The 13,493-nt window shown below is 68.6% G+C and carries 14 protein-coding genes; 4 read left to right on the top strand and 10 right to left on the bottom strand.

Annotated features, from left to right (window positions below; all coding sequences use genetic code 11):
- Positions 1-148 precede the first annotated feature (148 nt).
- Both ABNQ38_RS29890 and ABNQ38_RS29885 read right to left on the bottom strand, forming a co-directional pair.
- On the bottom strand, positions 149-937 hold the full coding sequence (locus ABNQ38_RS29890; protein WP_377810938.1) for a metallophosphoesterase family protein: 789 nt from the start codon (positions 935-937) through the stop codon (positions 149-151).
- A gap of 98 nt (positions 938-1,035) precedes the next feature.
- Positions 1,036-2,490, bottom strand: a complete 1,455-nt coding sequence (locus ABNQ38_RS29885) for a tetratricopeptide repeat protein (RefSeq protein WP_377810937.1) — start codon at positions 2,488-2,490, stop codon at positions 1,036-1,038.
- Between the two features lie 154 nt (positions 2,491-2,644).
- Here ABNQ38_RS29885 and ABNQ38_RS29880 point away from each other — a divergent pair, with 154 nt between their 5' ends.
- Complete coding sequence (locus ABNQ38_RS29880) at positions 2,645-3,907, top strand: ABC transporter substrate-binding protein (RefSeq protein ID WP_377810936.1); 1,263 nt, start codon at positions 2,645-2,647, stop codon at positions 3,905-3,907.
- Positions 3,908-4,083: 176 nt separating this feature from the next.
- On the opposite strand, the gene ABNQ38_RS29875 is transcribed toward ABNQ38_RS29880, so the two are convergent.
- Positions 4,084-4,728, bottom strand: coding sequence for a trimeric intracellular cation channel family protein (locus ABNQ38_RS29875; RefSeq protein ID WP_377810935.1), 645 nt, complete (start codon positions 4,726-4,728; stop codon positions 4,084-4,086).
- An 85-nt stretch (positions 4,729-4,813) separates the two neighbouring features.
- On the bottom strand, positions 4,814-5,374 hold the full coding sequence (locus ABNQ38_RS29870) for a hypothetical protein (protein WP_377810934.1): 561 nt from the start codon (positions 5,372-5,374) through the stop codon (positions 4,814-4,816).
- A gap of 178 nt (positions 5,375-5,552) precedes the next feature.
- On the opposite strand from ABNQ38_RS29870, the gene ABNQ38_RS29865 reads away from it, so the two are divergent.
- The gene (locus ABNQ38_RS29865) at positions 5,553-7,994 is read left to right on the top strand and encodes a heavy metal translocating P-type ATPase (protein ID WP_377810933.1); all 2,442 of its coding nucleotides are present in this window, start codon (positions 5,553-5,555) and stop codon (positions 7,992-7,994) included.
- 8 nt (positions 7,995-8,002) lie between these two features.
- Entirely contained in the window at positions 8,003-8,389 is a 387-nt protein-coding gene (cueR, locus tag ABNQ38_RS29860; protein WP_109050134.1) for a Cu(I)-responsive transcriptional regulator, read from the top strand.
- A 46-nt stretch (positions 8,390-8,435) separates the two neighbouring features.
- Here the strand turns inward: cueR and ABNQ38_RS29855 are convergent, their stop codons facing one another.
- Both ABNQ38_RS29855 and ABNQ38_RS29850 read right to left on the bottom strand, forming a co-directional pair.
- Entirely contained in the window at positions 8,436-8,633 is a 198-nt protein-coding gene (locus ABNQ38_RS29855) for a hypothetical protein (RefSeq protein ID WP_174471771.1), read from the bottom strand.
- 3 nt (positions 8,634-8,636) lie between these two features.
- Positions 8,637-8,822 carry a hypothetical protein gene (locus ABNQ38_RS29850; RefSeq protein WP_376960933.1) on the bottom strand — a complete coding sequence of 62 codons (186 nt, stop codon included), beginning with the start codon at positions 8,820-8,822 and terminating at the stop codon, positions 8,637-8,639.
- Positions 8,823-8,983: 161 nt separating this feature from the next.
- Between ABNQ38_RS29850 and ABNQ38_RS29845 the strand changes: the two genes are divergently transcribed.
- On the top strand, positions 8,984-10,399 hold the full coding sequence (locus tag ABNQ38_RS29845) for an MFS transporter (protein WP_377810932.1): 1,416 nt from the start codon (positions 8,984-8,986) through the stop codon (positions 10,397-10,399).
- A 4-nt stretch (positions 10,400-10,403) separates the two neighbouring features.
- Here the strand turns inward: ABNQ38_RS29845 and ABNQ38_RS29840 are convergent, their stop codons facing one another.
- The 4 genes from ABNQ38_RS29840 to ABNQ38_RS29825 form a co-directional block, all read right to left on the bottom strand.
- On the bottom strand, positions 10,404-10,988 hold the full coding sequence (locus ABNQ38_RS29840; RefSeq protein WP_377810931.1) for a PRC-barrel domain containing protein: 585 nt from the start codon (positions 10,986-10,988) through the stop codon (positions 10,404-10,406).
- Positions 10,989-11,062: 74 nt separating this feature from the next.
- Positions 11,063-11,323 carry a DUF3072 domain-containing protein gene (locus ABNQ38_RS29835; RefSeq protein WP_377810930.1) on the bottom strand — a complete coding sequence of 87 codons (261 nt, stop codon included), beginning with the start codon at positions 11,321-11,323 and terminating at the stop codon, positions 11,063-11,065.
- Positions 11,324-11,399: 76 nt separating this feature from the next.
- On the bottom strand, positions 11,400-12,011 hold the full coding sequence (metW, locus tag ABNQ38_RS29830; RefSeq protein WP_377810929.1) for a methionine biosynthesis protein MetW: 612 nt from the start codon (positions 12,009-12,011) through the stop codon (positions 11,400-11,402).
- A 32-nt stretch (positions 12,012-12,043) separates the two neighbouring features.
- Complete coding sequence (locus ABNQ38_RS29825; RefSeq protein ID WP_377810928.1) at positions 12,044-13,261, bottom strand: homoserine O-acetyltransferase; 1,218 nt, start codon at positions 13,259-13,261, stop codon at positions 12,044-12,046.
- Between the last annotated feature and the right edge of the window lie 232 nt (positions 13,262-13,493).

Below are 13,493 nucleotides of genomic sequence, written 5' to 3'. Positions count from 1 at the left end.
GGGCGTGCCGCGGGATGCGCAGGCACACCCGCGTCGAAGGCGGTCATTATGCACCGTGAGACGTTGGCTGGACGTTTCCATCGGTACAGATGTGCTTTTTAGTTCTTGTCCCGGAATCGGCCTTCCCGGTTTCAGCCGGACGATTCCCTCACACCGTGCACAGGAAGCGCCGCTCCGTCCTTTCCAGCACCAGGGCGGTCAGGCGGTTGGTGGCGTAGGCGCCGGTGTCGATGCCGATGCGGTTGGGCAGCAGTTCCGGTTCCGGCGCGATGGTGTGGCCATGGACAACCATTTTGCCATGGTCGGCGCGCGACGCCAGGAAGGCTTCGCGGATCCACAGCCGGTCCTGGTCCTCCTGCCGGTCGAGCGGCACGCCGGGGCGGACGCCGGCATGGACGAAATGGTAGTCGCCGATGGTCAGATGGTTGCGCAGGCCCGTCAGGAAAGCGCGGTGATGGGCGGGCAGCAGGCTGTTCAGCATCAGCTGCGCCTGTTGCAGATGCTCCACCGGCGCGTCGGGATCGGGGGCCGGGATGCCGTAGCTTTCCAGGGTCGCGTCGCCGCCATAGGTCAGCCAGCCGGGGGCGACGCGCAGGTCCGACAGGAAGCCCAGCATCGTGTCCTCGTGGTTGCCGCGCAGGAACACGGCGCCGAAGGCCGGCGGCAGCCCGCAGGCCAGCCGTTCGATCACCAGCCGCGAATCCGGGCCGCGGTCGACGTAATCGCCGAGGAAGACGAGGTATTTCAGCAGGTTCGGCGCCTGGTCGGCATCGCGGGCGATCTGGCCCAGCATCTGGTCGAGCAGGTCGAGCCGGCCATGGATGTCGCCGACCGCATAGACGCGCATGCCGCGCGGTACCGTTGCCGGTCCCGTCCGCCCGGCCGGGGAAGCGCCCGACGTGGCATCAGCCCACAGTTTCCGTGCCAAGCTCAACACGCGGCAGTTCTCGTTTTTATCACAGTGCACCCACTCAGCTGTGGCCGGGCCGCCGGCTCTTCAAGGGGGCGAAGGGGGCTTCTTCTGTTGCACCGCATTCACGCCATTCGGGGCGATGGCGGAGGGGTGGCAAGGTCGCGCGACGACAGCAGCGGCCGGCGCAACCGTCCGGCGGCGATGTCGGCGCGCAGAGCACCACCGTCGGCGGCACACACGCGGTCCAACTCCGCCCGATTGGACGCGAAGAACGGATTCTGCTCCGACGAATTCGCCGGCCGCGCATGTTCCAGGTGATAGAGCGGACCGGGCACCCGCTCCACGCTCAGGCCCAGCCGGACGAAGCGTTCGACGATCTCGTCATCCTCGTATCCCCAGGACAGGAAGGCTTCGTTGTAGCCGCCATTGGCCTGCAGCCGCTTCCGGTCGAAGAAGGCGCTGCCGCCGGGAGAGTTGCGGTGGATCAGCGAAAAACGCGGACAGACGACATTCAGTGGGGCAGCCGACAGCGTATAGCCGAAGCGCTGAACCTCCTGCCCGATGATCCGGAAAAACAGCCCATTGTAGGGAAACACCAGCCCGCCCCCCTGCCGCACCCGGTCACGCGCCAGCGCATACTGAACCGGGTCCACCACGATGTCGGTGTCGTGCAGGGCGACGATGGGGGTTTCCGCCGCCTCGACCATGCGGTTGATCAGGTGGGCCTTGTGGGTGAAGGGCGTGTCGTTGCCGCACAGATGCAGATGGCGGCAGCGGGCGGCGAGATCGGGGCCGAGCGCATCGGGCACGTCGCTCGGCCCATCCTTGTCCTCGCCGATCAGCAGGGTGGCGTCGACATGCTTCAGCAGGAAGCCGGCGATCCAGCGCAGGTTGCGCTTGCGGTCGTCGCTGTCGGCGCGGAAGGGGATCAGGATGGTGGTGTCGCGCAGGTCGTGCCGCCCGTCCGGCAGCCGCGCCGCCATCGCCGCCTGCCGGGTGCGGAAGGCGGCCTCCTGCACCGCCACCCTCTCCTGCGACTGTTCGTCGGCGGGGTTCAGCGCCAGCGCCATCTCGTAGAAATGCACCGCGGCGCCGGGACGGCCCAGATCGGCCGCGATGTCGCCATGCTGGCGCCAGCCGGCGGGGAAATGGGGGTGGTGGCCCAGCAATATGTCCAGCGCCGCCAGCGCCTCCTCCAACCGTCCGGCACCTTGCAGGGCTTCGCTCAGATGATATTCGCAGTCGGGAAAATCGGGGCGCAGCGCCAGGGACCGGCGGTAGGTGACGATGGCCTCCTCGGTTCTCAGCGCGCGGTGATGGACGGTGCCGAGGTTGAACAGCGCGTCGGCATCGGGCGCCCGCTCAACCGAGCGGGTCAGCAGGTCCAGCGCGCGGTCCATGTCGCCCCGGCGGCCGGCGATGAAGCCCATCCGGTGCAGCGCCTCGGCATTGCCGGGGTCGGCATCGAGGATGAGGGCGTACAGGTCCCAGCCCTCGGCAAACCGGCCGGATTTGAGGTGGTCGAGCGCGATGGCGAGCGCTTCGTCGAGGGTGACGGTCCGGCCGCTGGCGGGCATGTGGTTTCAATCCCTTGCGGAACGAGGGCCATTGCGAAACGAAGGGCTTCGGCGATTCCACTTTGACACGGAGGGGGGACGCGGTGAACTCTTCGGTCGATCAGAGCGGATCCGATCCGCAGTGCGTCCAGCCAAAAAAGGCCCCCGCAGCATCATGACCAACGACCATAAGAACCGTTCCACCGGAGGACTCGCCCTTAACCGCCGCACGCTGGGGCAGGCCGCCATTGCCGGTGGCGTGCTGGCCGGCTTCGGCCGTGCGCCGGTCTTCGCGCAGGACACCACGCTGAAGGTCGGCGTGCTGCTACCGCGTTCCGGCCTGCTGGCCCAGGCCGGCCAGGCCTGCCAGCGCGGCGCCGACATCGCCCCGGCGGTGCTGTCCGAACTCGGCTACAAGGTCGAGGTGTTGTCGGCCGACACCGAATCGAACGCCGACGTCGCCCGTTCGCGCACGGAAAAGCTGATCAACGACGGCGCCCACGTCATCGTCGGCGCCTTCGACAGCGGCCAGACCGCCGCCGCCGCCCAGGTCTGCGAACAGCGCGGCGTGCCGCTGGTGATGAACATCGCCGCCGCCGACAAGTTGACCGAGCAGGGCTACAAGACCGTCTTCCGCAACTTCCCGACCTCCACCATGCTGGTGTCGAACGGGATGTCGCTGATGAAGGACCTGTTCGCCGCCACCGGCACCACCCCGAAGACGGCCGTGTTCCTGCACGCCAACGACACCTTCGGCATGGCGAACAAGGCTGCCATCGACGCGCTGTTCCCCAAGCTGGACATGCCGTTCCAGATCGTGGAATCGATCTCCTACGATCCCAAGGCGCAGGATCTGGCGGTCGAGGTGGCGAAGGCCAAGGGCACCGGGGCCGAGCTTGCCATCGTCACCACCCGCGCCAACGACGCCATCATGATGGTGCGCGAGATGGTGAAGCAGCGCTGGGAGCCCAAGGGCATCGTCTCCCCCGGTTCGCCCGGTCTCTATGACGAGCAGTTCTACAAGGTGCTGGGCAAGTACGCCGACTACGCCATCACCAACCTGCCCTGGTACGACCCCAAGGCGGCGATGACCAAGCGGGTCGAGGCGGCCTTCAAGAAGCAGTTCCCGAACGACCGGTTCGAGGGCTATGCCTTCAACGTCGCCTTCACCTTCGAGGCGATCCTGATCGCCGCCGACGCCTTCAAGCGCGCCGGCACGGCGGAAGCGTCGGCGATGCTGGCGGCCCTGCGCCAGACCAACCTGTCGGACAAGCTGATGGTCGGCCCGGCGATCACCTTCGACGACAAGGGCCAGAACACCAACCTGATCTCCGCCTGCATCCAGAACCACAAGCTGCGCCCGACCGTGGTGCTGCCGAAGGCCTCGGCCGAAGCCGACCCGGTCTTCCCGATGCCGGGCTGGGGCAAGCGGGCTTGATGTGAAGCGTCCCTGACGCTCCCTCTCCCGTCCCGGGAGAGGGAAGCGGCCCATGCGGAGCATGGGAAGGGCGAGGGGTGTTCCAAGAATCGGAATCCATGTTCGGATCGCCCCTCACCCTCCCCACGCCTTCGGCGCGGGTCCCCTCCCTCTCCCGGGGCGGGAGAGGGCCTACCTCAACTCCCCGGCGCCCGCGGTGCGCTCCAGTTGCGCAGCACGCTGACCACGCGCAGCGCGAACACGGCGAGCGCGCCGACCACCGCGACCGGCACCGGCGGCAGGTCCAGGCGGTTGCCGGCAATCACCACCGCGGCTCCCAGCAGCGACGCCATGGCGTAGATCTCCTCGCGCAGCACCCGCGGCACCTCCGCCACGAGCAGGTCGCGCATCGCCCCGCCGCCGCAGGCGGTCATCACCCCCAGGAGCGCGGCCGGCAGCGGGCTCAACCCGAAGGCCAGCGCCTTGCCGCAGCCGGCGACGGTGAACAGCCCGAGGCCGGCGGCGTCCAGCACCATCACCGGCTTGCCCAGCCGGTTGATCGGGCCATGGAACAGGAAGGCGGCCAGCCCGGCGGCCAGTGCGACCATCAGATAGCGGTCGTCGCGCAGGCTGGCCGGAGGCAGCGCGCCGATCAGCAGGTCGCGCATCACGCCGCCCGCCAGCGCGGCGGCCAGCGACAGCACCATCACCCCGAACAGGTCCAGCCGCTTGCGCACCGCCAGCGTGCCGCCGCTGAGGCCGAAGACGAACACGCCGATGAAATCCATCACCGTCAGCAGGGCGGAGAGGTCGGTCGGCATCGGGATGGGAAGCGGCGGCATGGACGGGCTCTTGGTCGGGCTCTGCGAAGGGTGTTTGCCCACCGATTGAGCACAGCCGCCCCCGCCGCGCCAAGCGAAACCTCCGCTACACCGTGTCGGGCGCCGACAGCCGGATGCCCATCCGCCGCGCCTCCAGCATGAAGGCGCGGGTCATCTGCAACAGGTCGGTGCGCCAGTAGAGTTGGGTCAGCGGTTCGTCGAGGAAGTCTTCCGGCAGCATGGCGTAGCAATAGGTCTCCACCACCCGGATGTCCTGCCTCCACGGATCGACGCCGTCGCGCCAGCCGATGGTCCAGCCGGCATGGCCGGCGCCGATGGCCCAACGTTCGAAATGGGGGGCGATGGTGTTGCTGTCGATCGGGTCCTTCACCGGCACCTGATAGAGCGCGACGAAGCGCCGGACATTCAGCTGAAGCCGCATCAGCAGCGAATCGCCGAAGGCACCGATGCGATACAGGCAATCGGGCGAGCCGGGGGCATGGCTGAACGTGACCTCCGCCCGCCGCAGTTCGCTCAACGGCGTGGCGGACGGGGCATCGGCCAGCGGCGGCGTCTCATACTCGACGGCCCGCAGATCCTCGACTACGTCATGGGTCAGCATGTGGGAAACGCGGCTCTGCGCCTCGGCGATGGTCAGGCGGGTCAAGGGGCTGATCCCTTCGGGCAAGTTGCGCGGTGGTCAGGAGACGAACGCCCTCTCTGGCGGTTTGTTCAGGAGCTTTTTGTTCGGGACCTTGCCGATCTGCGGCGATCCGCCCCTTGACCTTCCAATCGCTGGAAGCCCCATATCCCGTCATGCCGAGCGGAATCGAAGGAGAACCGGCATGACCATGACCCAGCACGACAGCAGCCCTGCGACGACCGCCGATCTCGACCTCGGCGTGTCGGGCATGACCTGCGCCTCCTGCGTCCGCCGGGTGGAGAAGGCGCTGGGCCGGGTGCCGGGCGTCACCGCGGTCTCGGTCAATCTGGCGACGGAGCGGGCGCGGCTGAGCTTCGCCGGTCCGCCCGACGCCAAGGCCGCGGCTCAAGCCGTCGAGGCCGCCGGATTCCATGCCGAACGGCGGGAGTTCGACCTGTCGGTGACCGGCATGACCTGCGCGTCCTGCTCCGGCCGGGTGGAAAAGGCGCTGAACCGGTTGCCCGGCGTCGACTCGGCGTCGGTCAATCTGGCGACCGAGCGCGCCCATGTCGTCGCCTTCGCCGGCAGCCTCGACATCGCCGATCTGGTCGCCGCGGTGGAGAAGGTCGGCTATGGCGCCGCCCCGGTCGCGCAAGGCGGCGAGCAGGCGGAAGAGGAGCTGCGGGCCGACCGCAGCCGGCGCGAGCTGCACCATGTGCTGATCGCCGCGGCGCTGTCGCTGCCGCTGCTGGCCGGCATGGCCGGCGACCTGTTCGGGGCGGACTGGATGCTGCCCGGTCCGGTCCAGCTGGTGCTTGCCAGCGTCGTGCAGTTCTGGCTCGGCGCCCGCTTCTACCGCGCCGGCTGGAACGCGCTGCGGGCGGGGGCCGGCAACATGGATCTGCTGGTGGCGCTTGGCACCTCGGCGGCCTGGGGGCTCAGCCTCTACCTGATGCTGACCGCGCATGCGGGCCACGAACCGCACCTGTATTTCGAAGCCTCGTCGGTGCTGATCACCTTCGTGCTGTTCGGCAAATGGCTGGAGGCGCGGGCCAAGGGCCAGACCGCGGCGGCGATCCGCGCATTGATGGATTTGCGTCCGGCGACCGCCCGTCTGCGTCGCGACGGCGTCGCGACCGAGGTGCCGGTGGAGCGCGTCCGTGTCGGCGACCATGTGGTGGTCCGCCCCGGCGAGCGGGTGCCGGTCGACGGCCGGGTGGTCGAGGGTTCCGGCGGCGTCGACGAATCGATGCTGACCGGCGAGAGCCTGCCGGTCGACAAGGAGCCGGGTGCGCGCGTCACCGGCGGCTCGATCAACGGCGACGGCCTGCTGGTGGTGGAAACGACGGCGGTCGGCACCGAGACCATGCTGGCGCAGATCGTCCGCATGGTGGAGGGCGCCCAGGCGTCGAAGGCGCCGATCCAGCGGCTGGTCGACCGGGTCAGCGCCGTGTTCGTCCCGGCGGTTCTGGCGGTGGCGGCGCTGACGCTCGCCGGCTGGTGGATCGTCGGCGGCGATCTGGAGACCGCCATCGTCACCGCCGTCTCGGTGCTGGTCATCGCCTGCCCCTGCGCGCTCGGTCTGGCGACGCCGACCGCGATCATGGTCGGCACCGGCGTCGCCGCCCGCCATGGCATTCTCATCAAGGACGCCGAGGCGCTGGAGCGCGCCCATGCCCTGACCGCCGTCGCCTTCGACAAGACCGGCACGCTGACCGAAGGCAAGCCGCGCGTCACCGACCTGATCCCGGCAGACGGCACCGACGGCGAAACTTTGCTGCGCCTTGCCACCGCCCTCCAGGCCGGCAGCGAGCATCCGCTCGCCCATGCGCTGCGCGACCGCGCCGCTGCCGCCGGCATCGCGGCGGAGCCGGTCGCCGATTTCCGCGCACTGGCCGGCCGCGGCGTCACCGGCAGCGTGGCGGGACGGCGCCTGCAACTCGGCAATGCCCGCGCGGTGGCGGAGGCCGGCTTGCAACCGGGTGCTCTCGCCGCGCAGGCGGAGGATCTGTCGGCGAGCGGACGCACCCTGTCCTGGCTGATCGAGGTCGGCGAGGCGCCGCGCCTGCTCGGCCTCGTCGCCTTCGGCGACACGGTGAAGGAGAGTGCGGTCACCGCCATCGCCTCGCTGAAGGCACAGGGGGTGGAGCCGGTGATGGTGACCGGTGACGGCCAGGGGGCCGCCCGCTCCGTTGCCGCGGCGCTCGGCATCGAACGGGTGTTCGCCGAGGTGCTGCCGGGCGACAAGGCCGCCGTGGTCGCGACCCTGAAGGGGGAGGGGAAAGTCGTCGGCATGGTCGGGGACGGCATCAACGACGCCCCGGCGCTGGCCGCCGCCGATGTCGGCATCGCCATGGCGACCGGCACCGACGTGGCGATGCACAGCGCCGGCGTCACCCTGATGCGTGGCGACCCGCGTCTGGTCGCCGGCGCCATCGACGTGTCGCGCCGGACCTATGCGAAGATCCGCCAGGGGCTGTTCTGGGCCTTCGCCTACAATGTGGTCGGCATCCCGCTGGCGGCGTCGGGCAACCTCAGCCCGGTATTGGCGGGAGCGGCGATGGCGCTGAGTTCGGTCAGCGTGGTGGTGAACGCCCTGACCCTGCGCGGCTGGACGCCGCCGAAGAATGGGGATTTGCAATGAGAGACGGCATGACCATCGGCGATGCCGCCAAGGCGTCGGGCGTCAACGCCAAGCTGATCCGCTATTACGAATCCATCGGCCTGATCCCGGAGGCCGGGCGGACGGCGTCGGGCTATCGCGTCTACAGCGACCGCGACGTGAACGTGCTGCGTTTCGTCAAGCGGGCGCGGACGCTGGGGTTCGGGATCGAGCGCATTCAGAAGCTGGTCGGGCTGTGGCAGGACCGCTCGCGCTGCAGTTCGGAGGTCAAGCGGATCGCGCTCCAGCACATCGACGAGCTGGAGGCGAAGATCGCCGAACTGCAGGCGATGCGAGACACGCTGCACGAGCTTGCCGATGCCTGCCACGGCGACGAGCGGCCGGACTGCCCGATCCTGAAGGATCTGGCGTCGTAAGGTAAGCGCCCTCTCCCGCCCCGGGAGAGGGCTTTCACATCACTTCCTACCGCTTCGTCTTCGGATCGTGCGTGTGGTGGAGGTCGCGTTCGCCGCCGCCGCTGGAACTGCCGGACTGGCGGCCGTTGGTGGGTTCACCCGGATGCGGATGCTTTTCCGGATTGGCCGCCGGCTTGTCGGCGTTCTGCTGGCTGCTGCCGGGACCGCCATGGTGGCGGTCGGTTGCCTCGTTGCGCTTGCTCATGCCTCACCGATCCTGCTGGTAGCCCTGGTGGGTGGTGTTCTGCCGGCTGTTGCCCTGCTGGTCCTGTTCCTTGGTGTTGGGGGCACCGCGGTTGCTGACGCCGTCGTCGGGCGAGGCGCTGGTCGCCGGTTCGCCGGGGCCCTTGTCGCTGCGACCTTCGGGCGGGACGGGCGGGATGTGCTTGGTCATGGTGGCGCTCCTTTTGTTGGCTCGCGTTTTCTTCCAACAGAAGGGCGGGGGAGGGGTTCCGGCCGGACCTGGACCCAGCCCTGCGCCCGGCGTCCGCAATGCTTTCATGCGAAATTGCTGCGACCGCGCAGAGTGGATCGGACTCTATGCTGATCCCCACCATGCCAGATCTCCCCATCCAGCCTCTCGCCCCCGCCCAATCCGCAACCCGCAAGCCGCCCGTGACGGCGTCTGACGGACTGCCGATCCCGCAGCGCTATTGGGCGATGGCGGCGATGACCGTCGCGCTGATCATGGCGGTGCTGGACGGTGTGGTCGCCAACATCGCCCTGCCCACCATCCAGCGCGAGTTCGCGGTCGATGCCGCCAGCGCGATCTGGGTGGTCAACGCCTATCAGCTGGCGGTCACCGTCTCGCTGTTCCCGTTCGCGTCGCTGGGCGACATCATCGGTTACCGCAAGGTCTACTGGTTCGGGCTCGCGCTCTTCACCGTGGCGTCGCTGGCCTGCGCGCTGTCGCCGAACCTGCCGGTGCTGACCGCTGCCCGTGTGGTGCAGGGCATCGGCGGCGCCGGGATCATGAGCGTCAATCTGGCGCTGGTCCGCCATATCTACCCGTCCACCCATCTCGGCCGCGGCGTCGGCTACAACGCGATGATCGTCGCGGTGTCCTCCGCGGCGGGGCCCAGCCTCGCGGCGCTGATCCTGTCGGTGGCCTCCTGGCCCTGGCTGTTCGCCGTCAACGTGCCGCTGGGGCTGGCGGCTCTGGCAGTGGCGGCGCGGGCGATGCCGGCGTCGAACCCGGCCGGACACCGCTTCGACTGGCTGAGCGCCGCGCTGAATGCCGCCACCCTCGGCCTGCTGATCATCGGTTTCAAGGGGGTGGACGGCAGCCAACCCTATTGGCTGGTCGCGCTGGAACTGGCGGCGGCCCTGGCGCTCGGCGCGACGCTGGTGCGGCGCGAGCTGGCGCAGGCAGCCCCCCTGCTGCCGGTGGATCTGCTGCGCCGCCCGGTCTTCGCCCTGACGGTGGTGACCTCGGTCTGCTCTTTCGCTGCGCAGAACATCGTTTTCGTCGCAATGCCCTTCTTCTTCGAAGACGTGCTGAACCGGTCGCTGACCGAATCCGGCCTGCTGATGACGCCATGGCCGCTGGTGGTGGCGCTGGTCGCTCCGATCTCCGGCCGGCTGGCCGACCGCTACGAGCCGACGCGGCTGGCGGCTGCGGGCCTGCTGGCCTTCGCCGCCGGGCTCGCCCTGATGGCGCTGCTGCCGGCCGACCCGTCGACGCTGGACGTGGTCTGGCGGATGGCGCTGGCCGGCTTCGGCTTCGGCCTGTTCCAGACCCCGAACAACAAGGTGCTGGTCAGCAGCGCGCCGAAGGAGCGCAGCGGCGGCGCCAGCGGCATCCAGGCGACCGGCCGTCTGCTCGGCCAGACGCTGGGCGCCGCCACGGTGGGACTGGTCTTCACCGCCATCGGCAAGGCGGACGGCAGCGTCGTGGTGCTGTGGCTGGGCGCCGGGCTGTGCCTCGTCGCCTGCCTGACCGGCATCTTCCGCCGCCGCCCGGCCGCCTGACGGCTTACTGGTTGGCGGGCTGCTGGCTTTCCGGCCGGGTCAGCGTCGGCTCACTGCCATAGGCGAAGGTCGGCGCCTTGTCGAGGTCGGCCTGGCCGATGTCCAGCATCGGCCCGTCGGGACCGTTGGCGAGCGTACCGGCCGGCAGCGCCACCAGCTTCTCGCCCAGACCCAGCACCTCGTTCGGCGCCATCACGATGCGGTCGACCCGGTCGCCGCTCCGGTCCATGGTGAAATCGAGGATGCGGCCGGCCATCTGCCCGTCGCGGGTGCGTAGCTCCGTCCCTACCATCGCCCGCGCCTGCTCGGGATTGAGCGCTGCGGAAGGCAATGCCGCCACCGGCGGCGACGAGCCCTGCGCGCCCGTCGCCGGCCCCGTCACCGGTGGGGCGGGATTCTGCACCTCATGCGACGGCGCTTCGCCGCTGACCCCCGGCGGGGAGGCGATCTGCCCGGTTGCCGGCTGGTCGTCCGGCCGCGGCGCGGTCATCAGCGGCGGCGAAGCGGTGAGGCCCGGCGCGGTCTGGGCAAAGGCGGTGCCGGTCAGCAGCAGCGCCGCGGCCGGAACAAGCATGAGGGGGCGGAGCATGAGGGCGACCCTTCCGTTCGGATTCGGTATCGCCCTGGTTAACAGCGGAACATGCCCGCAGGTTGCCGCCTGACTTACTTCCCGCGCCCGGTCTTGTCCTGAAGCGCGTCGATGCGCTTGGACGCTTCCGCCTTGGTCAGACCGTCATCGAAGGATTCGCCGGCCTCTTCGCTCAGCGTCTTCAGGTACGAGGCCTGGGCGCCGGTCATCGGCTCGTCGCCGGTGGTCCAATCGTCGGGATTCTTATCGCGGTTGGAATGGTCTTCGCCGGTCTTCGGATTCTCGTGGCCGGCATGGTTGGCAGTGTGTGTGTCGGCGCTGTGCTTGGTCGTCATGATCCGTACCTCTCGAAAGGGAACGTATCATGAACAAAACTGGAGGCGGGAAGTTCCTGCTCCTAACCCGAAAACCTCAGTTGCCGTTCCGTCGCAGCAGGAAAACGCCCTGTTCGCCCAGCAGGTTGGCGAAGCCGGAATGGGCGTGGCTGGTCACCCGGCCGGCGCGGTCGATGATCCGCGTCTGCTCGATGGTGATGCCCATCTCCTCCGTCAGCACGACGAAGTCGCGCAGCGTGCAGAAATGGATGTTGGGCGTTTCCCACCACTGGTAGCCCAGCTTTTCCGTCACCGGCATGCGGCCGGTCAGCATCAGCTGCATGCGGACGCGCCAATAGCCGAAATTCGGCACCGACACGATGGCGCGCCGGCCGATGCGGCACAGCATCTCCAGCACGTCGCGCGGCTGCTTCATCGCCTGAAGCGTCTGGCCCAGGATGACGTAATCGAAGGCTTCCGCCGGATAGTCCTTCAGGTCGGTCTCGGCATCGCCCTGGATCACCGACAGGCCGTGTGCCACGCACTGGCGCACGCCGTCCATGCTGAGTTCGATGCCGCGCCCGTCGACATTCTTGGTGTGGGACAGGTAATCGAGCAGGGCGCCGTCGCCGCAGCCGACGTCCAGCACACGGCTGTTCGGCTCCACCATCTCGGCGATCAGCTTCAGGTCGTCGCGAATGTCCACCATGGTCGGTCGTCCAGTCCCAGTCCTAATCCCACTCAGCGCGCGCGGCGGCGGACGGACAGGCCGCGATGCTCGGCGCAGCCCTCCAGGAAGCCGTGGATGACCTGATGGAACTCCGGCTCGTCCAGCAGGAAGGCGTCGTGGCCCTTGTCGGTCTCGATCTCGACGAAACTGACATTCCCGGCGACGGCGTTCAGCGCATGCACGATGGCCCGCGATTCCGAGGTCGGGAACAGCCAGTCGCTGGAGAAGCTGGCGAGGCAGAAGCGCACCGGCGTGGTCTTGCCCCCCGGCCGGAAGGCGTTGGCCAGCGTGCCCCCGGCATCGGCGGCGAGGTCGAAGTAATCCATCGCCCGCGTGATGTAGAGGTATGAGTTGGCGTCGAAGCGCTCGACGAAGGCCGCCCCCTGGTAGCGCAGGTAGCTTTCCACCTGGAAATCGGCGTCGAAGCCGTAGGTGATCGCCTTGCGGTCCTGCAAATTGCGTCCGAACTTGCGGTGCAGGGCCGTTTCCGACAGGTAGGTGATGTGGGCCGCCATGCGGGCGACGGCCAGACCGGCCTCCGGCCTAGTGCCTTCCAGCAGATAGTTGCCGCCACGCCATTCCGGGTCGGCCATGATCGCCTGGCGCCCGACCTCGTGGAAGGCGATGTTCTGCGCCGAATGGCGGGCGGCGGTGGCGATGGGCACCGCGGCGAACACCGATTCGGGATAGGCGACCGCCCATTGCAGCACCTGCATGCCGCCCATCGAGCCGCCGATGACGCAGAACAGCTTCTCGATGCCGAGATGCTCGACCAGCAGCTTCTGCGCCCGCACCATGTCGCCGATGGTCACCACCGGGAAGGACAGGCCATAGGGCTGGCCGGTGGCGGGATCGATGTCCTTCGGCCCGGTGCTGCCCAGGCAGCCGCCCAGCACGTTGGAGCAGATGACGAAATAGCGGTCGGTGTCCACCGGCTTGCCGGGGCCGACCAGCATCTCCCACCAGCCGGGCTTGCCGGTGACCGGGTGCCTCTCCACCACGAAATGGTCGCCGGTCAGGGCGTGGCAGATGAAGATCGCGTTGGACTTGTCGGCGTTCAGGGTCCCGTAGGTCTGGTAGGCGATCTGGAAGCCGCTGATCTCCACCCCGCTGTCCAGCCGCATCGGCCGGTCGACCGCCAGACGCACGCGCTTGCCCGGCATTGCGGAGCCGTCGGCGACCGTGGCGGGGACCAGGGGAGGCTGCTGCGCGGTGGGAGGCGCGGACATGTCGTTTCTTGCCTTGGACGCTGTTCTGGGCGAACGGTTGTGGGCTAGCGGTTTGGCCCTCGGGATTTTCCTGCTTCGGAAGCCTTGCGGCACCTTGGCGGAGACCGCCGACGAGCTGTGGCGGAACGGGAACGTATAGCTACGAAGCCGGCCTTCGGAGTGTCAATGTTTTCTTTGATTTCAGGGCGCATGCGGACTACTACTAACCGGCTCTGCATTCGATGGTTTTTTG

Source organism: Azospirillum sp. A29 (assembly GCF_042604625.1).
GTDB lineage: Bacteria > Pseudomonadota > Alphaproteobacteria > Azospirillales > Azospirillaceae > Azospirillum > Azospirillum palustre.
The sequence above is the reverse complement of the archived record's forward strand: the minus strand, read 5'-3'. Positions and strand labels throughout refer to the sequence as shown.

Excerpts from the sequence above, each read along its gene's own strand:
- ABNQ38_RS29835 (WP_377810930.1), bottom strand. The coding sequence starts at position 11,323 with ATGACGACCAAGCACAGCGCCGACACACACACTGCCAACCATGCCGGC.
- metW (WP_377810929.1), bottom strand. The coding sequence starts at position 12,011 with ATGGTGGACATTCGCGACGACCTGAAGCTGATCGCCGAGATGGTGGAG.
- ABNQ38_RS29855 (WP_174471771.1), bottom strand. The coding sequence starts at position 8,633 with ATGAGCAAGCGCAACGAGGCAACCGACCGCCACCATGGCGGTCCCGGC.
- ABNQ38_RS29845 (WP_377810932.1), top strand. The coding sequence starts at position 8,984 with ATGCCAGATCTCCCCATCCAGCCTCTCGCCCCCGCCCAATCCGCAACC.
- ABNQ38_RS29885 (WP_377810937.1), bottom strand. The coding sequence starts at position 2,490 with ATGCCCGCCAGCGGCCGGACCGTCACCCTCGACGAAGCGCTCGCCATC.
- cueR (WP_109050134.1), top strand. The coding sequence starts at position 8,003 with ATGACCATCGGCGATGCCGCCAAGGCGTCGGGCGTCAACGCCAAGCTG.
- ABNQ38_RS29825 (WP_377810928.1), bottom strand. The coding sequence starts at position 13,261 with ATGTCCGCGCCTCCCACCGCGCAGCAGCCTCCCCTGGTCCCCGCCACG.
- ABNQ38_RS29840 (WP_377810931.1), bottom strand. The coding sequence starts at position 10,988 with ATGCTCCGCCCCCTCATGCTTGTTCCGGCCGCGGCGCTGCTGCTGACC.
- ABNQ38_RS29865 (WP_377810933.1), top strand. The coding sequence starts at position 5,553 with ATGACCATGACCCAGCACGACAGCAGCCCTGCGACGACCGCCGATCTC.
- ABNQ38_RS29850 (WP_376960933.1), bottom strand. The coding sequence starts at position 8,822 with ATGACCAAGCACATCCCGCCCGTCCCGCCCGAAGGTCGCAGCGACAAG.
- ABNQ38_RS29880 (WP_377810936.1), top strand. The coding sequence starts at position 2,645 with ATGACCAACGACCATAAGAACCGTTCCACCGGAGGACTCGCCCTTAAC.
- ABNQ38_RS29875 (WP_377810935.1), bottom strand. The coding sequence starts at position 4,728 with ATGCCGCCGCTTCCCATCCCGATGCCGACCGACCTCTCCGCCCTGCTG.